Below are 24,443 nucleotides of genomic sequence, written 5' to 3' on the forward strand. Positions count from 1 at the left end.
TTCCACTATCTTATAAGGAAAAAGAAAAAGATGCAAACATTCGTTTGCATCTAAATGCTAGCTTCCCAAAAAGAAAGCACCATAGCAAATACCACCTAATATCACGAAAGAAGGATGTACCTTCCACTTTTGTAACAAAAGAAAACTAGCAACCAAGAGAAAGAATGTGTGCCAGATCCCTGTTTCAACATAAGCCGTTTCTAAAAATTGATACGTTAAAACACCTAACAAAACAGCAATCGTCGGTCGAATGTAGGCAGTCATTTTCTTTACCTTTGGAGAATCTTTAAATGTATATAATAGTCCTAGCAAAACAATCATCAAAAACAGTGATGGTGCAACAGTTGCAAATACACCAATAAATGCACCAAATATTCCACCGACTTCATACCCGATATAGCCGGCCATTTTGGTTGCAATCGGGCCAGGAAGTGCATTGCCAATCGCTAAAACTTCACTAAACTGTTCCACTGTCATCCAACGATAGCGTTCTACAACCTCATGCTGGATAAGTGGAATCGAAGCAGGCCCCCCACCATAGCCGACGATTCCAGGAATGAAAAACGCGAGAAAGAGCTCAACATAGATCATCTCTGCTCACTTCCTTCTTTATTTCTCGTCCTCAATCGGTTCGGTATCAACAACGCACCCAATAATAACGCAGCAATAACGAAAGCGGGATGAAGCTCTATCCATTCAATGAGTAAGAAACTACACACTAGAATCAATATAGTGCCGATCCACCCTAATCCTTTTTTCGCATTCAACAAGAATTCCCATGTTAAGATTGCAAGCATAACAGTGACAACAGGGATAACCCCCTTTGTAATACCTGCTACCCAAGCTTGCTCTTTATAGGCTGCTAACGAGGTTAACAGCAAAATCATTAATAATATCGTTGGCACAATTGATGCACAAATTGCAGTTACCATACCTAGAATCCCGCCAACTCGATAGCCGATATAACCTGCCATCTTCGTATTAATCGGACCAGGCAATGTATTACCTAAAGCAAGGATGTCACTAAATTCATCCTTGTTCATCCACTTGAATACATCAACGACCTCTTTTTTCACAAGCGGAATAGCCGACGGTCCTCCCCCAAATCCTAAAATACCTGAACGAAAAAAAGCAATGAATAGGTTCCACTGAACACTCATATCTTCTCCCCCTAATGTGTTCTTTACCACCTTCTGAACATGCAAACTTATTTTAACATGTTCTCTACTAACCAAAAAAATCTACTCGACTGATAGATAACAGTCAAATAGCTGCATTCTTTGTTGTAAGAAGGCAGCTATTCAACCTTGAAGATAATCTACCCGATAGCCATCCATGAAGCAAAAAATCGCTTCACCAAAGATGATGAAAATGGGTTAAGAACGGGTATAGATTAGTACGGCTGGCGAGGAAGGTCTATAAACTATGGTGCTGTTAGCCCATCCGATAGTCTGACCCCACGACCACGGTGCATCACAGATTGTCGCTCCCTTCCGGGAAGCACTCATGGGAGATTAACCCTACTCTGGTTGCTGCACCAGCCTCCAATTTTAATCTGCCGTAGAAAGGATGAGTTCAATGAAGGTCATCATTGAACGGGCATGTGGAATGGATGTTCATAAGAAGAGTATTACTGCATGCGTCATCACCCCAGAAGGAAGGTTCAAACCTTTACAACAGAAACGGTCTTTCTTTTAAAGTTAATCGACTGGATTAAGGAGCACGCTTGCACCCATGTAGCCATGGAAAGCACGGGAGTTTTTTGGAAACCCATCGTAAATCTATTAGAAGCTGAAGCCATTGAGTTTTTTGTTGTGAATGCCCAGCACATGAAAAGCAGTTCCTGGTCGTAAAACGGATGTGAAAGATGCGGAATGGATCGCTCAACTTCCCCGTCACGGCTTACTCAAGGGAAGTTATGTTCCCGACCGAAGTCAACGTGAATTGCGAGAACTTGTTCGCTATCGTCGGAGTATCATTGAAGAACGAGCCCGACAACACAACAGAATTCAGAAGGTATTAGAAGGAGCTAATATCAAACTAGCTTCAGTTGTTTCTGATGTTATGGGCGTTTCTGCTCGCGATATGCTTCGAGCTATTGCTGATGGTGAAGAGGATCCAGAGAAGTTAGCTGGCTTTGCTAGACGAACGATGAAACGTAAAAAGAACGAGCTGGAGTTAGCGCTTCATGGCTATGTTCAATCTCACCAACGCATCATGCTAAAAACCATTCTATTACACATCGATTTCTTAACAGAGCAGATTGATAAACTTGACCAAGAAGTAGCGAACCGAGTATCAGATTATCAGGCAGATATCGAACGATTAGACTCGATTCCGGGAATTGCGGTTCGTACTGCTGAACAAATCTTATCTGAAATAGGGACGAATGTAGCCGTACAGTTTCCTACTGCTGCTCACTTATGTTCATGGGCTGGACTAGTTCCTGGCCACAATGAAAGTGCAGGGAAACGAAAAGCCTCAAAGGCTAAGAAAGGTAATAAATATTTAAAATCGGCTTTAACTGAATGCGCTCACTCTATTCGCGGTTCCAAAAACTATCTCGGTGCCCTTTATCGAAGGACTTCAGCTCGAAAAGGAAGAAAGCGAGCAGCCATCGTTGTTGCACATGCCATGCTTCGAATCGCTTATTACCTCTTAACTCGAAAAGAAATGTATGTAGACCTTGGCGAAGACTACTTTGATAAACAGAAACAGGTATCCATTGTCCGGCACTCCATCCGTCGATTAGAAAACCTTGGTTATACTGTCACAGTAACTGCTCCCGAAGCTTCTTAAACCTTTCAAAACTTCATAGAGTACCAACCCATTTTTTAAAAACACTAAAAGTGGGTTTTATTTAGTGTTGTCTTTAATCAACGTGCAGTTCTTTTAAATTTTCATGGGAGCTTAGAGGGACAACCTTCAAAAATTCTAAAAATATCGTCCTCGTTTTCAGTGACCTTCAAATAGCGTTTTTTATTTAAGTTAAAGCTACCCTTTAACAAGTAGTCCGAAGCATTATTTAACTAACCATTTTGCTAAAAGTACCATAATGAATATCTGAATTCCAATTACGATTAAGAAAGGTACAGCACTAAAAAATACATTTAACAGATAAAAACAACCAATGGATAAAGTCGTATAGTACAACCACTTCATTTTAATTCCTCCAAAAAAATAATTCCTTTTTAACCGTAACATAATAAAACCTTGATTCCCTGCTGAATTCGGTACAATTTCTTTAGGTTTCACACCAACTACAGCTTCCATATCACGAATGAACATATCCAATCCATGCCGAACAGGTAAGCTAATACCATTCGGATATTGTATCGTTGTGTTAGCATTTAACGTAAAGTAATCCATCGTACCACCTCCGAAACTAGAATACTTGTATGGTAGTTTACAGTGTTCGTAATGTCAATATTCATTCATAACTGATAAAGGGAATTTAGGCTCAAATCAAACAACACGTGCATTCATGCACCAAAGTTAGATAACATCAGTTCCTAAATCGATTTTTGTTGTGGGCTATGTTTCATAAGGATTTTATAAAACTTTATAAAATCCTATTGCTTTCCCTTCAAATCCTCTTTTTGTATAAAAATGATGTGCATCATTTCTCTCACTGCGATTTCCGCTGTTTAATACCAATTTATTTATCTCTTGTTCTTTTGCCCATTCTTCTGCTTTTTGAATAAGCCTGTCACCAATACCATTCTTTCTATATTTTGAATCTACTACTAAAGCAACAATTCTTATATAGTTTTCATTTTTTTCATAATGAAAACCTAATATCATCCCAATCATACCAACAATCTGACCGTCTACTTCAGCAACTTGAGTATTATATAATGGATTGGAACTAATTTTCGCAAAACGTTGCTCCATTTCTTGTATAGTCGTTGGATACCTAACTCTCCCATTAAAAATGCCAAACCACTTATATCCTTTTCTGTCGCTCTTCTAATCATTTATCCTCCTTCGAGATTTATTGCCCAACGGCGGACATTTTTTATTTTGGGTTACTGAGTTCCACAAAAACATCATTAGCTTCTTCCGTAACAACCTGAATATCATAAGTACCAACTTCACTATGAAACTGTATATTCCCTTGTCCTGAAGTTGAGATACTTTCTTCCCATAAAACTTCACTTTCTCTTTCAACAAAAATGACAATATCCCCTTCACTAACAGACGCTTTATATGGAAGTGAAATCATTCCTTCTCCATTCACATCGAATTCTGCTACCTGATAGTTCCCTTTTAATTTATCTATTGATAATTGAACGTTTCCATTAGATATACTTTTGTTAGCATTTATAGCCACATTATCGGATAAAAAGACCATTAACCCTACGAAACAAATGATAACAAAGCCAAATACTCTTGCTACAATAAACAATCCCTTAGTGTTTATCTTTCTTAAGATAAGACTATTAACACCATATACAAGTCTAAATACAATAGGAAATAACAATGCAAATAATAGTATGGAAAACCAATCAATTAATTGGATGATTGAAAAAGTAAGTAAAATAAAATATAGAAAAACAAAGAACCAATACCCAAATAACAGGAATTTATTATCTTTATTGACTTTTCCGAAAATAAATTCTAATAATCTTTGCAAAAAATCACCCCTAATTTAGGAGCACTGAAAAGGTGGTTTATCCTTTTCAGTGCTCTTTAAGTAATGTGCGGAGCCGTTGCCCGATTTTAAAAGCCTTGCGATGAGAAGGGTACTAAAAAAGGGTGGGTTTCCCTTTTTTAGTACCCTTTAAGTAATGTGCGGAGCCGTTGCCTGGTTTTGAAAGCCCTGCTATGAGTGGTTTTCTCATAGCAGGGCGCGCAACGTGTGGAGCCATTACTTCTTCTTTGAGTTACAAAGAAGTAGTTTTTCAGTGGCTTCGCGATGAGCGGGTTCTCATCGCAAGGCACGCAGCGAGCGAAGCCATTACTTCTTCATTGAGTTACTAGAAAAGGTTTTTCAGTGGCCTCCCCTAACTTATATTCTTACTTTTAAATAATAGGAGAAAAGCACTTAAAAAATTCCTATGATTTTTTTAAGTAAGGCCAATTATCCGCATCCCAATACAAAGGTCTTATTTGTAATGTCGGCTTCCCTTCATTCAAGGCATCGTAGGCATGATTGACGAGAAGCGAGGATTCACCAGAGAAGTAAACTGCACAATGCCCAGGTCCTATCCAGCGATCATCCCCAGCATCAATCAATGTTCCGCCACCCTCCATCATGGAGACTCCATCTTTATCAATATAGGGCCCTGTGATATCCTTCGAACGTCCAACGACAATATTGTATGTACTATCTACTCCGCGACAGCAGAAGTCAAATGATACAAATTGATAATAATAGCCGTTACGATATACGATGAAAGGCGCTTCAATCGTATTAGGCTGTTCCATTCGACTGGAGATGGCTAGAAGTTCTGCACCTTCTTGAGGCTTCATCGTTTTTGGATCTAATTTAATCAATTTATTACCTGACCAGAAGGAGCCAAAATTTAACCAAGGCTGGCCTTGTTGATCAACAATCAAATTAGGATCAATCGCATTATAATTATCTTCAGCTGTCGAATGAATAACATGCCCCATATCCTTCCATTCATAATCAGGATGGTTCGGGTTAAGCGTTGTATTTGTTACTAAACCAATGGCCGATGTATTCTGTCCAAAAGTCGAGACTGAATAATATAAATAGTAAGTTCCATTGTAAAGAGATATATCCGGAGCCCAAAGACTCTCCTCTGTTTTTTCAGGTACATACTCTTTACACCATTCAGGTAAGCTTTGGAAAATGGAACCTTCCGCCTTCCAACTCGTTCCGTCCTCTGACGATTTAATCTGTACCCCCCTACCCGTATGAAAAACATACCAGCAATTTCCCTCTTTAGAGATTACGGGATCGTGTGCCCATAATTGACCTTTCAGATTCCAGTCTATCTCGTAAAAGTTAACTCCCTCAAAAGATGCTGTATTAAACATTAAATTTTCTCCCTTCGAATGTTTTAGAGGAAGTCCCAAAAGGTTTGTTTTTAATCTTTTGGGACTTCCTCACCTTTTTTAGACCACTCACGTTTCTGTTCTGGACATAATGATTCACCCTCAAAAACTGAATATGTTCAATATACTTAATCGTGACTAACTTTAAAAAACCTTTACTAATGCCTTTTTCTTATTTTAAAGTGCTTTCAAAAAAATGAAGCGAGCAGTCGATTAATTTATATTTTACTGTGTTAGACAACAAAAGTGGAACCCTCTACTTAAAGATTTTGTTCATTAATTTTTGTGTTTGCTTTCCAGCAATTCTTCTCCCGATTCTTTTCCCCGCTTTTCCTTTATTAATAGCATTTATGTCTACTAATCACTTTGCAACTGTATATAGAGCTTTTCTTACTTCATTAATCTTCATATACAACATCCCTTCCATTGACATATCTTCATTATACCTGACCATTACAATTGATTTGTCTTCCCACACCCTGCATAATAACGTTATTCTTGGTCATTCTATAATTAATACTAGATAAAGGAGTGCTAAAGCTTGATACACTTCTTTGAAAGTCATCCCCAACTATTTATTATTAGTGCAACGATCCTATTGTCCATACCGCTTCTTTGTTTTGGCTGGTCTCAATTAAAGAGAGCCTCTGCCTTTTACAGCTACAATTGGAGTGACATTGACCAGCTTAGTACACGAGAATTCGAATCGTTACTAATCCCATATTTTCACAACCAAGGCTATTCGGTTACCAATGTAACGGATACAAGCCTCTGTAAGGTGAATTTTGTCTTACGAAAACGAGGGATTAAGGTCGTTGTAATCGTTAAAAAGCAGGAGAACAACGTTGATTCTCTTTCAGTTAAAGAACTCATCGAAGCGAAGGACATGTTTGGAGCAAACAAAGCCTTACTCATAACCAATCTCTATTACACATCGACTGCAAAAAAATTGGCTGCAACAGAAAATGTGAACCTTGTTGATCGTACTGCTTTGCATTCTATACTCACGAATAAAGCAGGTATAGACCGTCCGCACCGCTTTATTGAACGAGTCCGTACATTCTCAGATTACCCAAACATTGAGTAGAGAAAAAAACCTCTGGGACACCCAAAGGTTACTTTCTTAATATTGTCTAGCTTTCACAAGGTTAATGCTGCGTGCTTTTGCAGCTTCAACTACGCTTGCTTTTGTAGAATCCCCAGCTACTCTTCTTTTCTTAATTAAGATGTGTGAGAAAAGATCAGTTGTACAGTACCTGTCATTTCAAATTGTGGGACTGTTGATGGAATAATAAAATGATCTCCCTTTTTTAAAGAGTAGTTTTTTTCTTCAACAACCAATTCCCCATCTCCTTCAAGCACACTAAAGAGAAGGTACTTCCCATCAGTCCTTTTCATGACATAACCATCTAACGCCCCATGATACACCGTAAAATAATGTTCTGAGACAAGCTTCGTAATTTTTAAGCCACCCTCTTGAGCAACTTCCTGTTTAACGTTGACATTAACATGTGGAATTGTCGTTACTTCAATCGATTGCTGAATATGCAACTCACGTTTTGCCCCCTGGTCATCAGTCCGATCATAATCATACACACGGTAGGTCGTATCTGAGCTTTGCTGCGTTTCTAAAATAACAGCACCTTTTCTAATCGCATGAACAGTCCCACTTGGCACATAATAAAAGTCACCCGGTTTAATCGGAACGCTTTTAAAAAGCTCATCCCATTTCCCTGCCTCAATCATCGACACGAACTCTTCCTTCGTGTTCGCGTTATGCCCTAGCACCAGCTTAGAATCAGGATCGCAATCAACTACATACCAGCACTCGTTTTTTCCAAGTTCACCATTTTCATAGGTAGCTGCATACCGATCATCTGGGTGAACCTGTACCGATAAATCTTGATTTGCATCAAGAATTTTCACTAGTAATGGAAATTGCTCTCCCTTTTCATTTGAAAAAAGCTCACGATGGTTTTCCCAAAGTTCAATTAATGTTTTTCCTTTTAATGAACCATTCCTCACTGTTGAGGGACCGTTTGGATGGGCTGAAATTCCCCAGCACTCACCCGTCGTACTGGAAGGAAGGTCATAATTAAATTGCTCTTTTAACTTTTTACCGCCCCATATTCTTTCCTTAAACTCAGGCTCCAAAAATAAAGGTTCCTTTACCATCTTCCCGTCACCCACCTTATGCCAAGATTTCATCAATTCGTTGAATCACTCCATCTGTTTTACTCCGGTTGATTTCACTGCGATAAACATTATGATTGATGGTACGTTACAAGTGATGCTGCACCAATTAGTCCGACATCTCCTCCTAATTGAGCTTGAACAAATTCAATCTCGTCAGCCATTGGTTTCATTGCTTTCTTTTTTGCAAACTCAATCGCTGGTTGAAATAAATAATCCCCTACCTTACTAACACCTCCGCCAAAGATAATGATTTCTGGATTATATAGGTGAATTATGTTAACGAGGGCGACCCCTAAATAGGATCTCGTTTCCTCAACAAGCTGTAACGCAAGTGGATCGTATTTTTGAGCAGCATCGAAAATCGCTTTTGTTGTCACATCCATTTCACGTAGTAAAGATGCACGTCCCTCTTCCTCTAGCACTTTCTTCATTCTATTAACAATCCCCGTTCCAGATACGTAGGCTTCGACACAGCCTTTGTTTCCACAACCACATAGAGGCCCAAGAGGATTAATAATCATATGTCCTACTTCTGCAGCGCTGCCATTTCCCCCTAATTGCAGTTGACCATTATCAATAACTCCACTTCCAACCCCTGTACTAATTGTTAAATACACGACATTTTTCTTGCCTTTCCCGCCCCCATGAAAATACTCACCTAAAACGGCTGCATTGGCATCATTGTTTAAATAAACAGGAACATTAAATTGATTCTCTAGAATTTGACGTAAAGGAATGTTCACCCAGCCAGGTAAATTAGGAGGAGATTTTATCACACCTTCAAAAACATCTAACGGACCTGGACTACCAATTCCAATTCCACTAACAGAACCGTCAGCACTATTTTCGGTAATAACAGCTTGAATGAACGTTATTAAGCGTTCAATTACGTTGTCAGGACCTTCTTGAGCAAGCGTTAACGTCGCTCTTTTGTCAATTAGCTGACCAGTGTCACTGAAAAGCCCTACCCGTATTTGTGTACCTCCTAAGTCGATCCCTACAATATACATATGCTCCGCCTCCCTACTATATAAAGGGCTGTCTCAAAACCCCCAAATAGTACTTGGGTGTCCCAAAAGGTCAAAAACAAACCTTTCGGGACACCCCGCTATTATTTAGATAAATAAAAATTCTCGGATTCCAACCCAACCCCAAGTCATTCCTTTAATATAGTCCATCTTGGTGCAACTCCTTTAATCTTCTATTTACTTCCTATTCTTTCAATCAATTCAAAGCAAAATCTAGCATTATGATATGGACACTTCCAAGGTTCTACCTTCCCTTTACTTACCGGCACACTCAAATCTGCATTTCGTTGCCAATACCATTCACCATGCTCTTTATCAATAATATATTCCTTTGTAAAATCCCATAGTCTATTAACCGCCACTAAATAATCCTGTTTAGATGTAAGCTGGTACGCATTATAAAAACCAACCATCGCTTCCGCTTGCACCCACCAAATCTTGTCCTTATCGAGGTGTCCATCTTCAAGCTCATTCATGACACTTCCATCCTCGTCAATTCCGTCGGCTAGTACTTTTTCAGCCATCTTGATAGCAACCTCTCTTACTTTGGTTAGTAACGCTTTGTTACCTAGCACTTCAGCTGCTTCAAATAGTAACCAGCTTCCCTCAATATCATGACCGTATGAGATTACATTTGATTTTGACTCCCATTGTTCATTAAAAAATAAAATAAATTGATCGTTTTCAGGATGAATAATATGGTCTAGTGTGAGATGAATTAACTCATCTAGCTTTTCTTTTAAACCATCATCCTTCCATACACGATAAAGATTGGTATACGCCTCTAAAATGTGTAAATGGGTGTTCATCGATTTTGCTGTATTTAAATCCTTACCACTTAAACGTAAGTCTTCATCTGTTTTCCAATCACGTGTGAACGCTTCGAGGTACCCTTTATTTTCCGTATCATACGCATGTTTTTCGATAATCTTATAAAGACGAATAGCAAGATTAAGACTCTCTTTATCACTAGTTGCCATAAAATATTCAGATAGCCCATAAATCCCAAATGCTTGATTATAAATATGCTTACGATCCTCTACTGGCTTGCCGACATAATCTACCATCCAATAAACCCCATCATACTCATCATCCAAAAACGAATCTTTTAAAAACGAATATGCGTGTGTCGCCATTTTCAAATATTGCGGGTCACCATACGTTCGATACGCCTTTGCATACGACCAAAGAATTCGTGAATTTAAAATACATCCTTTATCTGCCTGCTTGTTGACGTCTAATTCATTTGTAACAAAACCAAAAAAACCGCCATTTTCCTCGTCAACCGTATGATTTATCCAAAATGGTAAAATATTATTCTTAAGCTCAGTTTCAATTTTCTGTCGTAAAATCACCATATATCCCCCTAATAAATCCTTCTTCCTAAGCTTAAACCTATTAATAAGTTTCAAATAAGCTATCTCGTTACTTTGTTTTAGTTTATCGTTTAAGTAAATAATAACGCGAATCAACGTTCCTTGTCAATAATGGTTCGTTTATAATAAAATAAAAAAAACCTTTATTTAAGTTAAGAAATTAGACACTTAACTTAAATAAAGGTTAATTATTGTATTAGACTACTTTATTCTTTGAAATGACTTTTATAGAGTTAACGGACTCACGATGAATAACTTGCCCTTTAATCAGAACTCTACCATAGCGTTTCTCTTTATTTTTTATTTTCTCAAGAATAAGCTTCACAGCCACTTTAGACATTTCCTCAATATCTACCTGAACAGTCGTCATTGGTGGATGAGATAGTGAAGAATAAATATCGTTGTCAAAACCAACGACAGAACAATCATAAGGAACAGAGTAATTCATACTCTGCAGCTGTTGGATTAAATTATAACCAATCTGATCATTATTGCATACAAAGGCAGTTGGAAGGTTTCTAGGAATTTGCAAATCAATAAATTTCCCTCGCTCATCACGGTCATTTATGATATAGTCTTGCTTCAAACTAATTTTATGTTCCAATAATGATTTATAATAACCTAAAAAACGATCTTGAATACTACTTGTAGAATAGATGTTTCCAACGAAAGCAATATCACGATGTCCCTTGTCAATAAGATAGTTAGTTAGTTCATATACGCCATAGAAGTTATCGGTAACGACCGAATCAATATCAGAAAGATCCGTATAAAAGTCTAAAAAGACTTTGGGGATTTCGTTGACCGTCAATAAATCAATATATTCCTTACTAACTTGACCAAGGATAATAAACCCATCTACTTTATTTTCATAATAAGTTCGAGGGAGATTTAACTTTTCTTCATCGTCGTCAGTCAATATTTGCAAAATACCATAATAATTATAACGTTCTAGCATCTTCGTAATATGCTGATGAAATTTCAAATAAAATGACTGTGCATCACCAGTAAACCTCTCTGGGATAATCACACCGATATTATAAGAAAAGCCTTCTTTCATAGATTTTGCTACAGTATTAAAGCGGTAACCCAATTCCTCAGCTAACGTCTTTATTTCGTTTTAAGTTCATCACTTACTCCTTCTTTATCATTCAAGGCTTTCGAAACCGTAACACTACTTACTCCGATTTTTTCTGCTATATCCCGCATCGTTACATTGCTTTTCACTTGGTCACCTCCATTCTAGTTAAAAATTATCCTATGATACTAAAAACATTTTATACTATTTAACCTAATTTGTAACGTTTTATTAGTTAATTAATTATTACCAAGTAAACGAAGATTCTTTTCAATTAGTTTAATCCGTTGCTCTGCACATTCTAATGAATGAAGCGGATCTACCGGTGTGTTAAATGTATAATCAATGAGCTTTTCAATTGTCGTTGTCGCTACATGGATACGTGTATCACTTGACGCATAATAAATAAACACTTCATTATTCTCATTTACAATCACACCGTTATAGAAATCTTTCTTTTCGTTTTTTCTCGATAATAATTGTTCCTGCTTATCAGCTAATTCAAAATATTTTTCATGAATCATTCGTTTTATCCCCCTAAACACATATTTATCGTTAACCTAATTCAGTGTAAATATTACTTAACTCATTGTGTTTTGTCAATTAAATAAAAGCGCTTTCTCTTCAATATTGAGAACAAATAACCTTTTATTGCTAAAAAGAGGGAGAAGTAAGGTAAAGATTTGTCGTAAAGGATAACAGGGAGGTGAAAGGACTATTCAACCTCTTATATTGTTCTTCTGCAAGCTAATAAGAGAAACAACAGCTCTTTCGTAACGACTTCATCAGGCGTTCCTTCTCTCTAGATTACTCCTTTCTGAAGTACTGAAAATTTAGCTATTGCTCAACACTTACATCTTACAGATACTCTTTTCCATTATTTACATAAAGAAATTCGGATTGTTCTTTCTATATAAGGGATAATAGGAGCGTCGAAACTAAACTATTTTTGGAGGTTCAAGAAGTGAAGAAATTTACGCTTATTTTTGCAGCAATTTGTCTCTTACTGTCATTTACTGGCCACGAGGATGCACACGCTCAAATTAAAATGTTTAAGGAGCCACCATTTTCCCATTACAAAGTTTCCCCTGGTGATTCCTTCTGGTTCATTGCTCAACGGTATGGACTCGACTATCAAGAATTAATGCGTTTAAACCCAGATGTTGAGCCAAGAAACATGCATGTTGGCGAAGTCATTCGTCTAAAAGCAGATGCTACTCATCATAGTACATTTGAAGATCAAGTCGTTGCCCTAGTTAATCAAGAGCGGGCAAAGCAAGGATTAAAGCCACTTACACATCGTGCTGATGTAAAAAATGTTGCCCACAAAAAAGCAGAGGATTTAATTAATGCCAACTATTTTTCACATAACAGCCCAAATTATGGCTCTCCATTTGATATGTTAAAATCATTTGGTATTCAATACACTACTGCAGGTGAGAATATCGCAAAAGGACAAAAAACACCTCAAGAAGTAATGAATGCTTGGATGGACTCACCGGGTCACCGTCAAAATATTTTAAAGCCTGAATACGATACGATCGGTGTCGGCTTTTATCATAGCGCCTGGGTTCAAATGTTTATTAAAGCAAGATAACTTAGACGGGGGTGTCCTAAAAGGTTGATTTTGACCTTTTATGGACACCCCCTTAGCATTGAAGTCGCTACAACTGTTATAAGAATGATCAAACCTCACTCACTATTCTTATCCTACATAAGCCATGACGGCAAGAGCGATTGCAATTGCAACGCCTGCGACTCCACCAATAAGGAATGGTTTTAGCTTTTTAAAATTTATCACTTTCATGCTTCTCACCCTCCTGTTTTAAGGCCTGTACAATAATCCCTATGTTAGCTCCAATAAAAATAGGACAATAAATTGCTTTAAAAAAGATTAGATCCTACATTGTTGCTATAATAATCTAAAATACAGACTTTATTAGGAGAGATAAAAGATGAGCTTTCATTCAGCACCGAGTACATTTATTAGCCAAGTAACTTTAACTGTTTCCGATCTTAGACGTTCTCTTACTTTTTATGAAAAAATGATCGGCTTTCGTATTCTACAACAAACAGAAACAAAGGCAATTTTAAGTGCGGACGGGGTAAACCCTCTTCTAATTTTAGAGCAGCCAGAGCAGGTTAAACCTAAGCAATCTCGAACTACTGGTTTGTATCATTTTGCCCTTTTATTACCTAAACGCTCCGATTTAGCGTCCGTGCTAAAGCATTTAGTGGAAAATAGGTATCCGCTACAAGGGGCATCCGACCATCTCGTTAGTGAAGCGATTTATTTTGCTGATCCTGACGGAAACGGAATTGAGATGTATAGAGACCGTCCAGCTAGTTGTTGGACTTGGCAACAGGACGAAGTAATGATGGATACAATGCCACTTGATCTAGAAAACCTTCTTGCAGAAGCGAATGAAGATTCTTGGATACGTCTGCCTTCAAATACGGTTATCGGACATATTCACTTACATGTTTCGGATTTAGAAGCGTCAGAACAGTTTTATTCCAAACTCGGTTTTCAAGTAGTCACAAGATACGGTCAACAAGCTCTTTTCATTTCAACTGGCCGCTATCATCACCATATTGGATTAAATACATGGGCCGGTGTTGGAGCACCTGCCCCTTCAAAAGAAAGTGTTGGGTTAAAAATATTTTCTTTACAATACCCTCACAACGAAGCAAGAGCTCATGTTATTGAACAATTAGTTGAAATGGGTGTTCCTATTTTGGAGGATGGTGGGCAATGTATTGTCGAGGATCCTTCGCATAACGTGATTCAATTAACTACTTAAAGTCGTTTGTATATCAAGAGGCTGTGAGCGTAGTCGCTACATTTTTTAAAAGCCTTACGAAGGGGGGTTCGCAAGGCGCGTAGCCAACGAAGCCATTGCTGTGAACGCTTTATGCCTTTGAGACACTCCCTTGCGTTTCAACAAACAAAACAGACCCAAGACATTCATTTGTCAAGGGTCTGTTTTATTAGCTGCAAACAATTATACTTTTTGTACGTTTGTCGCTTGAGGTCCTCGGTTGCCTTCTTCGATATCGAAAGTAACTTCTTGACCTTCGTCTAGTGATTTAAAACCTTCGCTTTGGATAGCTGAGAAGTGAACGAAAACATCTTCGCCACCTTCACGTTCGATAAATCCAAAACCTTTTTCTGCATTAAACCATTTTACTTTTCCGTGTTCCATCTTTGTTGCCTCCTTGCATGTACCAAATACATGAAAAATATTGCAAGTACCTTGCGTATTTTATTATGTCCATGGCGTATAGTTTTATTCATTGAATATTATTAATTTATTTCTGCATACTAAAAACATATTTTGCTCAACTTCAACCTATTTTCATGTTTCGTAAAAATGACTACTTTTTTTTAGGTTTTTTTGCTGGCTCTACCGTTACAGTTAATATCACTTTTTTAGAGTAACCTTCAACGGTTCCTTCAATTATCTGTTCACCGACTATACTAGAATCAATGGAACCATCCCACGTGATTTCCATCTTTTTAACAGAACCATCATTCATTATCGCCTTTACCTTTTTCGGGAGTTTTACCTTTTTATATTGGGTAACAGTCATTGCTATATCTGGTATAGTAAACGTATCTTCCATTTTTTCTGCTTCAATAATTCGACCTTCTGGCTCAGCATAGGCTTCACCTACTGTTCCAAGCTTCTCTAGGAATTCCGTAAAAACATCATAATCTGGAAGGAATAATTCCATCATTCTTCCATCGTCTTTCGCCCGTTTTAAACTCTCAAAACCATCTCCCCCATCGGCAATAAATTCATTCGTCGCAACAATATAGGTTGCATTCTCATCTAATGGCACATACCCTGTTTCTGTTTCTATTTCGACGTCATAAACCCGCTCAAATGCTGGTTGTGCTCGGTCGTAGCTAAATCGGAGCCCCGCTACTTGTAAGAAACGACCTTGGGCGCTTTCAACCTGACTTACACCATTTTCTAACGCTTCGAGTAGTTCTGTTCCAGTTAATTCAAGTGCAACTAAATTATTCGCAAACGGAAGAACCGTTAGCACATCTCCTAATGTCACATCTCCAGCACGAATCGAGGCTCGAATACCGCCACCGTTTTGAATTGCGATTTGAGCATTGACACTTTCCTTTGCTTTCGCTAACATTCCATCGGCAATGAGATTGCCAAGATTCGTTTCCTTCGTTCTAACATTTTCACGTTCTCCATCCAGATCGACTGTCGATTTGCCAATCACAGTTTGCTTGAGCTCTTCAATTGGTTCCTTTAGGACTTCTAAGCGTTCTGCGGCAGCCATATCTTCAGCAAATATATACTCGCCAGCTTCATTTTTCTCATCAACTTCAACTAACTCTGAGTGCCATTGCTGTAATACACCGTGTTCGTCAAACTCAACATCCATTCTACCAATGTAAACACCATAATCTTGCGCTTGAACAACAATTGTCGGCTCCGTCTCTTCATGAAGAACAACTGCTTGGTCAATTTTCGTGTGACTATGTCCGCCAATGATCACATCTATGCCACTTACCTCTTCTGCTAATTTCACATCATACTGATGGCCTAAATGCGTGAGAGCGACAATCTTATTTACTCCCTCTTCTTCTAGCATCGCTACTGTCTCATGTGCTTTTTCAAGATAATCCTCAAAAGTTATCTGTTCTCCTGGATTTGCTAAATAAGCTGTGTCTTCTGTTGTCAAACCAAATACTCCTATTTCTTCTTCGTCGATTTCCATAATAATCGCTGGATACAGCTTTCCACTGTCTCCAGATTTACCGATCGTATGCTCAGCAAGTTGACTCAGTTCTGGGTCCTGACTGTAATCAACGTTTGCACTGACAAACGGGAAGTGAGCATTTTTTATAAAATTCGCTAACACCTCTGATCCTTTATCAAATTCATGGTTACCAGGTACCATTGCATCATAGCCAACCATATTCATAAATTCTAAGTCTGCCTGTCCAAGGTACTGGTTAAAAAATAATGTTCCAGAAAAGACGTCTCCAGCATCAAGTAAAATCGAATGTTCGACCTCTTCACGTATCGTGTTAATAGCCGTAATTCTTCTAGCAACATTATCTAAATGAGCATGAGTGTCATTCGTATGCATAATTGTTAAATGAAAGTCTTCATCCTTTTTATGATCTAAAGCCATTTGAACAACGACCGGATCATGGTCACTCGCACGACCATGAGCTTCCATAAAATCCGCATTAATGTTGACAATATCAATTTCAGTTTGTGAAGCTAAATGATTACTAACAAGTATATGGTCCAAGACTTGAGAATTTCCTTCATATACATACGTATATTGTTCGTTTAACGGAAGAGTATCAATCATGTTTGTTAATTGATTCCCTTTAACAATATCTAATGTTTTCGAAAACTGATAATCATTTAAATCACCAAGCACAACGACATTAGCCTGTGGATTTTTTGTCTGCACATCTTGCACAAAATTATGAATAATGGTGGCGATTTGATGACGTTGCTTTTCACTTTCAAAAACAGGTGGTTGGTTTTTTCCAAATAAAGGTTGGTCACCACGTTTTGAATTAAAATGATTGTTAATGACGATAACCTTTTCACCATTGAACACAAATTCTGCAGCCAATGGCTTTCGGCTGTTTTCAAATGCTGTATTCGTCGGGTCAATCCTTCCTGGATTTAACGTTAACGCTCCATCAAGATACTCAACAGACTGAGTTGCCGTACCAGCTTCTTTTCCTTCAGCTAATTTCACTCGTTCCGTGTTATAGAGAAAACCAACACGAATATTTCCACCTGGAACCCCACCATCTTGATTGTTTTCAGGCGCAATATCTGTGAAATCATACGAAGGCCCACCTAACGCTTTAATTTTCGCAATTAGCTTTTCATACGTCTCATTTGCAACTGTCGTGCCTGAATCTGTTTCGCCGTCGTTATCTTGAATTTCAACTAACCCAATAATATCGGGCGATTTAAGATTCGTAATAAATGATTGAGCAATTTTTTCTATTTTTGTGTCGGATGTTCTTGCAGAAAGATTTTCAACATTGTAGTTTGCTACGGTTAATTTAGATTCATCTTTTACAATCGCAGTAACTTCTTGCTCGACTTCACTTTTGATTAAATTAGGTAAGCGATGTTTATCGGTCATAATTTTAAAGTTATTATATGTGTATCCGACTACACCTGTAATTGAGCCATCAAAACAATCCCCAGTTTTCGCTACAAAGCTCGTATCGTTAATATTAAGAAATAATCTATCTGGATTTTGGTTGGCTTCTGTAAGGATGCGACCGCCGTTTGCAGTTTGAAGTTTTTCACGACCATTTGCAACAGTGACTGGTACTTCACCATATTTTTGTGGACCAACTGCGCAAGCATGATTAAGCTGAACCCGCATTCCTTCTAAGCTTTCGTAAAAGTCAATGGCATCGACTTCTGGATTAAAAACGGTTAGCATGTCACTATCAATATGATCTGCTGGAATAATACGCCCATTCTCTCCTATGAGAACTGGTGGTGCTAATTGATGTAATTGATCGGTCGCTACGAGCTCAACTTTATCACTCGCTAAATTGGCACTAATTTGTGTGACCTCTAAATGAGTATCCGCACGATCATCGTATCCCTCACTTGACGTCCCACTGAATTCGGTCACCTTTCCAGTAACCTTGACATGGTCACCAACACTGCGTCCATGTGACGTTTTATATACATAAATTCCTTCTGAAGTTTTCTCATCCCCATCTGGGAGAGGATCCTCTATATAAAAGCCATGGCTTGTAACAAACGTGACAATTCCTTCGACACTAGCTACATTTTCATTTAGGAAAGGCGAAGTATGCCCTGAACCTTGAATGTCATGAATTCTTGGATTGTCATTTATAATTGTATAAGAATACTGAACAACCTCACTTATATGGCCTTCCCCGTCAACGGCTATTGCTTTAAGTGTGACATTATCGGAAATTTCAATAGGAGAAGTATATTTTGTACTCATTTCTGTAGGGGTAGAACCATCTATTGTATAATAAATAGTTGCACCATTTTTAGCTGGTGTGAGTGTAACATTTGTTCCTATTGCTACTCCACCTGAATTAGGATTTGCCATAACGGCTGAAACGTCTTCTGCTTCTCCAGCATCTACAAATGAGAAGTCATGAATACCTCTTGGTTTTAACTGATAAGTCCCGTTAAACACAGAGGCTATTCCAACCACGTCGACAACCATTCCATTGGTATAAGGAAACTCCTCATACGTTAATCCCGTTCGATTATCGACACGAACAGTAAGCGTTTGATTATCTTTTTCAGCTATAAATTCAAATGTTCCATATTGATTAACACTTATTATATTCCTAATTTTTATACTTTCTAGCTTTACAAGCTGTCCTTGATTCGTAGCATCCACCTTATCTGGTGTGACAATTACCGGTTCAGGAATAGCCGCCTCTCCTTCTTTTTGAAGAGATGATATATTAGAAATTTGAAGCTCACCATTATATGCTCCTTTTTGTCCGCTCAGTGTTACGTTATCCCCAGGCTTTACTTCATCATTTCCTTGATATACATAGATTCCTGCTGTTTCATCTTGAAGATAAAATCCTTTTGAGCCCCAAAGACCTGTCCCTGTTGTTACAACACCATTTATTTTAACTTCTGTTCCATTTGTTAGGTTACGAACCTGAGATATTGTACTTACTGGAAGAGCTTGCTTCATTGTATACGTAAACGTTGCAACATCACTCGCCTCAAAACCATCGGCAACTGCAAATGCTTTAATGGTTGTCTCTTCAAAAATAATAATCGGTTCATCGTAGACCTGACTTTGTTTATTAGGCTCTGTTCCATCCGTAGTATAGTAAATCTTCGCACCTTCAGTAGCTGTTTGCAGGCTTATTGTTGTTCCAGCCTCAACTTCACCTTGCAGTGGAGTAGCTTGTACATTAGCTGTTTTCCCTGCGTTTTCTTCGACAAACTCATAAGTTGTCGGTGATTTTAGACCAGCTACACCAAAGTATGCTTCTAAACTTCCGGTTATTTTAACTTTCTTTCCTAAATTATTTGGATTATCAACTAGATTTAGAGCTGTTCGAATCGCCCCTGACGGTAATTGGATTGGCAGAAAATCAGTTGGCTCTTCAGCTGAGTCTGCTAAGGCCAAATTTGTACTAACACTAAATGGTGCATTTAGCTTAAAGTTAGGACCACTACTTACAGTTCCTACAATATAGCCTTCGACCGTTGCGATTCCGGAATTATTTGCTATCGCTTCAGCAACCGTCAACGTTGTAGATGCTTGTACATTCCCAATTCCTATTTGTGAGTAAACTGGGAGCATTAAGGTGAAAACTAAAAAAAGCTTTACGAGTTTCTTGATTCGATTCTTCAACGTTTATTCCTCCTTCATATATTAGGTACATCTTAATCATAAAAGAGGAATAATAAGCCAGTTTTAATAATGTTAATTTTTTGAATAGTTTCTTTAAACCTTTTTTAATTTTTACAAATCTTTTAATAAACAAAAAAAGACACCTTCCCGTTTCCGAGAAAGTGAGTTTAGTTAATAATGAAAATAATTCCCATATAACCTACCTCTGCTAACAGTAGTACTACCGCTATATCTAGTATCCCAATAACATTAGTGACTTCCCATTTCTTATTCTTCTCTCTTTTTCTTAAAGTCTTTCACTAATTTAGAAAATTGCTCTTCAAACTCTTTAGCAGGTATTGGTTTCATAAAGTAGTAGCCTTGTACAACATTACATTGCTGCTGACGTAAAAATTTAAGTTGTTCTTTATTTTCAACTCCTTCAGCAATCACTTTAATTCCGAGACTTTGTGCCATGGCGATAATCGCTCCAACTATTTTTGCATCATTTTCATCAACTAAAATATCTGTCATAAACGATTTATCAATTTTCAAACAATTGATTGAAAAGCTTTTTAAATAACTTAATGAACTATAACCAGTTCCGAAGTCATCCATACTAATTTGTATACCTAAATCTCTTAATTGTCTTAACACGTTTACAGCATATGTAAAATCCATAGCCATTGATTCAGTAATTTCTAACTCTAAATACTGAGGTTCAAGATTTGTTCTAATCAAAATATCTTCAATCACTTCAGCTAAATTTTGCTTTAAAAACTGTTGTGGCGACAAATTGACGGCGACTTTAATTAATGGGAGTCCTTTATCGAGCCATTTTTTGATTTGACGACAGGCTTCCTCTAGGACCCACTCGCCAATTGGAATAATAAGTCCAGTTTTTTCCGCCAATGGAATGAATTCATTCGGTGGGATAAGCCCCGATACCGGGTGATTCCACCGTAATAATGCTTCTAATCCTGTAATATCTCCCGTATCAATATTGACCTGCGCTTGGTAATAAAGAGAAAATTCCTTATTTTCCAGTGCATTTCTAAGATGATTTTCTAATAAAAGCTCTTCTCGAGAATCAATATACATTTCAGGGGTAAAAACGATATATCCATTTTTCCCTTGAAATTTTGCTTTGTACATCGCAGCATCGACTTGTACCAAATAATCTTCTAGCCCAATCCCATTTGTCGGATAAAAAGCAATGCCGATGCTAGCCGTTGCGTTAAACTGATTGTTATTAATGGTGAATGGCTTTTTAAATTGTGCGACAATCTGATCAGAAATCCTAGTCGCCTCGTCCTCTTTGTGAACATCTTTCAAAAGGATCATGAACTCATCACCACTAATCCGTGCAAGCATATCATCAGGTTGTAAACAAGCCTTTAACCTTCGAGTCACTGCCTTTAGTAATTTATCGCCATTACTGTGACCAAATGTATCATTAATATTTTTAAACCTGTCTAAATCAATCAATAACAAAGCAAAATCCTTATTTTTATTCTCATTCATTAATCTTTCCAATTCACTATGAAAATACCTCCGATTAGGAAGTCCTGTAAGCTCATCATGATAAGCTAAGTAATTATACTTTTCTTCCATCAAAAAGCGTTCCGTTATATCGCGAAGCTGCGCAAAAGCTCCAATTATCGTGGCATTATTATTATCATAAATTGGTTGAGCATCAAAAAGACAAATAATTCGTTCCCCGTTATTATTCGTAAATTTCATTTCCACGTCTTTAAATATTTTTTGTGAATCAATTACTTCTTGGAAATAGCCCCCTGTAATATCGGTTGCATAAATATTTTTACCTATCATCTCATCCCTTGTAAATCCTGATAATTCTTCCGCGAATTCGTTAAACTCTGTCACTTGACCAGCAGCATCAGTAATAATAATCGCATTCCTTGTTCTACTAAGCATAATTTGATTCATGATGTTTAGTTTTCTATTTTGTTTTCTTAATAAAAGCTCGCGTTCTATCAAATCTACTATGTTTGTCAACATATTTATAAACAACGGATTTTGTAATTCAACCGTTGTCATCATTGAAATACTGCCAAGTAAGTCATCAATGTCTGTATAATGAAACGTGACTCCATAGCAAGCTGAGCTATGTAAACAACGAAAATAATGGTCATCTCCAATTATCTGAACAGGGTGTCTCTGTTGTAGGGCTAAACTGATGACGTTCGTTCCCATATCTTCTAGTGAAAACTGGGCCCCCAACCTAATTCCTAATTGAGTTACGGTTGTTTCAATCATTTTATCACCCATCATATCAAGTATGAAACCGTTTTCATCCGAAATCACTAATAAGATAGGCTTTCCCTTTAATGAATTTAGAAATTTCTGAGAAAAAAAACTAACAACTTTAAGGATCTCACTATATGATTCTCTTTTTTCTGCAAATTGACTTGGTGTCATATTTATACTAGGTTTTCTAATCTCGTTAGGGTCCATACCAATTAATTTACATTGATGCAAAGATTCAAGAATATAGTAAGGAGTTTTATTGGTAGGCATCGTTTAATCACTCTCCTTTTAGTAGTATAATCTTTTTTCAAATATAAAGTAAATGAAAAAGGAGAACTATGTCGGTCCTCCTAAAAACGCTCGTAATAGCTTATATTAAAGAGCCTACACGATCTTAAATCGATAGGATGAATTTGCCATTTAACGCTACCAAACACCTATGTTAATATAGGTGATTCCCTTTGACTCAAGGTCACATAATTAGTATAAGGCTAGCTCTTCTTGGGATTTTTCCGAATCGTTTGGTGTTTTTTAAATATCGTACTTAATAAACGAGTATCCACTCAATTAATTCAGCATTCTTTATATAAAAATCAATTTTCTTCGTTTATAATTGGAAAACATAGGTTGGTATTTTATACCTCAAAACCCTCAAAAAGGAGAAATAAAAATGAAGCTCTCTCGTAAATTCAAAATTAGCTTGTTCTATGGGGTAGCTCTTGTCATTGTTATCGCCATTCTTTTACTAATCCCTGAAAGTACATTTGAAATAAAAGTGGTTGACAAAGAAGAACAGGAGCTGGTTATCGGTACAAGCTTTGTTGTTTATTCTGAAGAAGATTATTATATTGTTTCCGAAGAGGAGTTTGCTACAATTGACATTGGAGATACAATCGAATTTCGCTGGGTAGATAATCGAAAAATTGAAATTCTTTCCGTCACTAAGACAAACCGTTAAAGGGCACTACTTAAGTATTAGTCGACTACAAGCCTCTCTTGTAGTCGACACCACTGTTCTATCGATAACGACTTATTTTAAAGAGAGCTCTCTTCTATTTAATATCCTTATCAAGCCAATAATCATTCGACATAATAAAAATTTAGCCGCCATGCTAAAAAATGAATGATGCCATTTCCACCCTTTTTTCCACGTAATTAAATCCGTCTTCTTTTCAGCAATCGTTTCAATAATAACCTGCGGAATAATGAACACAAATAGCTTTAATATGATACCAATAGGCCTGCTATTTAGCGTCCATTGATTATAGTAAAGTAAAAATAGCGGATAGTGTACATAATCAAATGGCAGATGTATAGGCGTTTTTTTGGATAGAGGTTTTATTTTATATTTTATATACCCCTTTGAAACAAGGTAACGATCTGCATAACTGTTCCCTATACAACTGACAAGGTAAACAATAATCCAGTCTTTAAGAGGACGTTTCATGATCGCGAAAGGTAATAGAGCTAATGCTACTACAGTTGTAAATAGCAAAAAGGAGCGTTCGTACTGTTTTCTCTTCATGTCATAATTCACCTCTAGGTTAGGATGCCTTTAAAAAAAAGTAATACTCCTTAATTATGGATTCTAACCAAATTATCCAATTACCAATCAGTCTTTTCAACTTACCATTTTAGACATGCTCATCCCTATATCGTTCAATTACTAAATTTATTATCTTGTTATAAGCATTTATATAAAGATTAGGATCTGGCTCCTTCCCCATTACCTTTGGGACATCGAAGTCGGATAATACAAAATGATGCTTCGGTGTAACCTCATGTCTAGCTAAACAGCTTTTACAACAAGACAATGGACATCCGTCAATGGCGATAATATTCCGACCAGATTTGGCTGTTTTCACAAGAGGTTTTACATCTCCACCGACACCAGCGATGCACGACATCTCCGCCACTTTTTCACGATCCATCTTTAATGCAATCATATTCGCGGTTTGTGCAGCAGAGGAACATCCTGAGCATGAATAGACAAGAGGTAAATCGTTTTTTTTCATTTTTGTACCCCTTCCACGTTTGGATTAGTTTGATTCATAAAGTTTCTATAAAAAGTCCACACTGTTTGTAAGCAAC

Annotated in this window: 21 protein-coding genes and 2 pseudogenes; 5 read left to right on the forward strand and 18 right to left on the reverse strand. The window is 37.4% G+C overall.

Annotated features, from left to right (window positions below; all coding sequences use genetic code 11):
* Window positions 1-57: 57 nt before the first annotated feature.
* Together B1R93_RS10400 and B1R93_RS10405 are read right to left on the reverse strand one after the other, a co-directional pair.
* A complete protein-coding gene (locus tag B1R93_RS10400; RefSeq protein ID WP_088103911.1) occupies window positions 58-591 on the reverse strand; it encodes a chromate transporter in 534 nt (177 codons plus the stop codon).
* Window positions 588-1,160, reverse strand: a complete 573-nt coding sequence (locus B1R93_RS10405) for a chromate transporter (RefSeq protein ID WP_088103912.1) — start codon at window positions 1,158-1,160, stop codon at window positions 588-590. Before B1R93_RS10405 ends, B1R93_RS10400 begins: the two co-directional genes overlap by 4 nt.
* A 418-nt stretch (window positions 1,161-1,578) precedes the next feature.
* Here B1R93_RS10405 and B1R93_RS10410 point away from each other — a divergent pair.
* Window positions 1,579-2,799 (forward strand): annotated as a pseudogene (locus tag B1R93_RS10410) (IS110 family RNA-guided transposase).
* A 222-nt stretch (window positions 2,800-3,021) separates the two neighbouring features.
* Here the strand turns inward: B1R93_RS10410 and B1R93_RS10415 are convergent.
* From B1R93_RS10415 to B1R93_RS10430, 4 genes are all read right to left on the reverse strand, one after another.
* The gene (locus tag B1R93_RS10415) at window positions 3,022-3,369 is read right to left on the reverse strand and encodes a hypothetical protein (RefSeq protein ID WP_088103913.1); all 348 of its coding nucleotides are present in this window, start codon (window positions 3,367-3,369) and stop codon (window positions 3,022-3,024) included.
* Between the two features lie 183 nt (window positions 3,370-3,552).
* Window positions 3,553-3,894 carry a GNAT family N-acetyltransferase gene (locus B1R93_RS10420; RefSeq protein WP_245308257.1) on the reverse strand — a complete coding sequence of 114 codons (342 nt, stop codon included), beginning with the start codon at window positions 3,892-3,894 and terminating at the stop codon, window positions 3,553-3,555.
* 124 nt (window positions 3,895-4,018) lie between these two features.
* A complete protein-coding gene (locus tag B1R93_RS10425) occupies window positions 4,019-4,636 on the reverse strand; it encodes a hypothetical protein (protein ID WP_088103914.1) in 618 nt (205 codons plus the stop codon).
* A gap of 422 nt (window positions 4,637-5,058) precedes the next feature.
* Window positions 5,059-6,009, reverse strand: coding sequence for an arabinan endo-1,5-alpha-L-arabinosidase (locus B1R93_RS10430; RefSeq protein ID WP_088103915.1), 951 nt, complete (start codon window positions 6,007-6,009; stop codon window positions 5,059-5,061).
* Between the two features lie 559 nt (window positions 6,010-6,568).
* Between B1R93_RS10430 and B1R93_RS10435 the strand changes: the two genes are divergently transcribed.
* Window positions 6,569-7,114, forward strand: coding sequence for a restriction endonuclease (locus B1R93_RS10435; protein WP_088103916.1), 546 nt, complete (start codon window positions 6,569-6,571; stop codon window positions 7,112-7,114).
* A 134-nt stretch (window positions 7,115-7,248) separates the two neighbouring features.
* Here B1R93_RS10435 and manA read toward each other — a convergent pair whose 3' ends face one another.
* From manA to B1R93_RS10460, 6 genes are all read right to left on the reverse strand, one after another.
* A complete protein-coding gene (manA, locus tag B1R93_RS10440) occupies window positions 7,249-8,202 on the reverse strand; it encodes a mannose-6-phosphate isomerase, class I (protein WP_088103917.1) in 954 nt (317 codons plus the stop codon).
* Window positions 8,203-8,291: 89 nt separating this feature from the next.
* Window positions 8,292-9,233, reverse strand: a complete 942-nt coding sequence (locus B1R93_RS10445) for an ROK family protein (protein WP_088103918.1) — start codon at window positions 9,231-9,233, stop codon at window positions 8,292-8,294.
* A 191-nt stretch (window positions 9,234-9,424) separates the two neighbouring features.
* Window positions 9,425-10,606 carry an AGE family epimerase/isomerase gene (locus B1R93_RS10450; protein WP_425348948.1) on the reverse strand — a complete coding sequence of 394 codons (1,182 nt, stop codon included), beginning with the start codon at window positions 10,604-10,606 and terminating at the stop codon, window positions 9,425-9,427.
* 217 nt (window positions 10,607-10,823) lie between these two features.
* Window positions 10,824-11,687: a substrate-binding domain-containing protein gene (locus B1R93_RS10455; RefSeq protein ID WP_425348949.1), complete on the reverse strand. Its 864-nt coding sequence runs from the start codon at window positions 11,685-11,687 to the stop codon at window positions 10,824-10,826.
* Between the two features lie 50 nt (window positions 11,688-11,737).
* Window positions 11,738-11,854 carry a LacI family DNA-binding transcriptional regulator gene (locus B1R93_RS23925; protein WP_425348950.1) on the reverse strand — a complete coding sequence of 39 codons (117 nt, stop codon included), beginning with the start codon at window positions 11,852-11,854 and terminating at the stop codon, window positions 11,738-11,740.
* A 90-nt stretch (window positions 11,855-11,944) separates the two neighbouring features.
* Complete coding sequence (locus B1R93_RS10460; RefSeq protein WP_425348951.1) at window positions 11,945-12,229, reverse strand: hypothetical protein; 285 nt, start codon at window positions 12,227-12,229, stop codon at window positions 11,945-11,947.
* Window positions 12,230-12,669: 440 nt separating this feature from the next.
* Here B1R93_RS10460 and B1R93_RS10465 point away from each other — a divergent pair, with 440 nt between their 5' ends.
* On the forward strand, window positions 12,670-13,302 hold the full coding sequence (locus B1R93_RS10465) for a CAP domain-containing protein (protein WP_245308258.1): 633 nt from the start codon (window positions 12,670-12,672) through the stop codon (window positions 13,300-13,302).
* Window positions 13,303-13,660: 358 nt separating this feature from the next.
* The gene (locus B1R93_RS10470; RefSeq protein ID WP_088103920.1) at window positions 13,661-14,509 is read left to right on the forward strand and encodes a VOC family protein; all 849 of its coding nucleotides are present in this window, start codon (window positions 13,661-13,663) and stop codon (window positions 14,507-14,509) included.
* Window positions 14,510-14,710: 201 nt separating this feature from the next.
* Here B1R93_RS10470 and B1R93_RS10475 read toward each other — a convergent pair whose 3' ends face one another.
* The 4 genes and pseudogenes from B1R93_RS10475 to B1R93_RS10485 form a co-directional block, all read right to left on the reverse strand.
* Window positions 14,711-14,911: a cold-shock protein gene (locus tag B1R93_RS10475; protein ID WP_088103921.1), complete on the reverse strand. Its 201-nt coding sequence runs from the start codon at window positions 14,909-14,911 to the stop codon at window positions 14,711-14,713.
* Between the two features lie 172 nt (window positions 14,912-15,083).
* Window positions 15,084-18,170: a 5'-nucleotidase C-terminal domain-containing protein gene (locus B1R93_RS23930; RefSeq protein WP_425348957.1), complete on the reverse strand. Its 3,087-nt coding sequence runs from the start codon at window positions 18,168-18,170 to the stop codon at window positions 15,084-15,086.
* Window positions 18,171-18,614: 444 nt separating this feature from the next.
* Window positions 18,615-20,051: pseudogene (locus B1R93_RS23935) on the reverse strand (chitobiase/beta-hexosaminidase C-terminal domain-containing protein); the annotation flags it as partial.
* Between the two features lie 318 nt (window positions 20,052-20,369).
* On the reverse strand, window positions 20,370-22,622 hold the full coding sequence (locus tag B1R93_RS10485; RefSeq protein ID WP_088103923.1) for a putative bifunctional diguanylate cyclase/phosphodiesterase: 2,253 nt from the start codon (window positions 22,620-22,622) through the stop codon (window positions 20,370-20,372).
* A gap of 400 nt (window positions 22,623-23,022) precedes the next feature.
* On the opposite strand from B1R93_RS10485, the gene B1R93_RS10490 reads away from it, so the two are divergent.
* A complete protein-coding gene (locus B1R93_RS10490) occupies window positions 23,023-23,310 on the forward strand; it encodes a hypothetical protein (protein ID WP_088103924.1) in 288 nt (95 codons plus the stop codon).
* A 72-nt stretch (window positions 23,311-23,382) separates the two neighbouring features.
* Here the strand turns inward: B1R93_RS10490 and B1R93_RS10495 are convergent, their stop codons facing one another.
* Window positions 23,383-23,877 carry a CBO0543 family protein gene (locus B1R93_RS10495; RefSeq protein WP_088103925.1) on the reverse strand — a complete coding sequence of 165 codons (495 nt, stop codon included), beginning with the start codon at window positions 23,875-23,877 and terminating at the stop codon, window positions 23,383-23,385.
* Between the two features lie 109 nt (window positions 23,878-23,986).
* The gene (locus tag B1R93_RS10500) at window positions 23,987-24,367 is read right to left on the reverse strand and encodes a putative zinc-binding protein (RefSeq protein ID WP_088103926.1); all 381 of its coding nucleotides are present in this window, start codon (window positions 24,365-24,367) and stop codon (window positions 23,987-23,989) included.
* Window positions 24,368-24,443: the final 76 nt, after the last annotated feature.

Source organism: Halalkalibacter urbisdiaboli (assembly GCF_002156385.1).
GTDB classification, from domain to species: domain Bacteria; phylum Bacillota; class Bacilli; order Bacillales; family Bacillaceae_D; genus Halalkalibacter_A; species Halalkalibacter_A urbisdiaboli.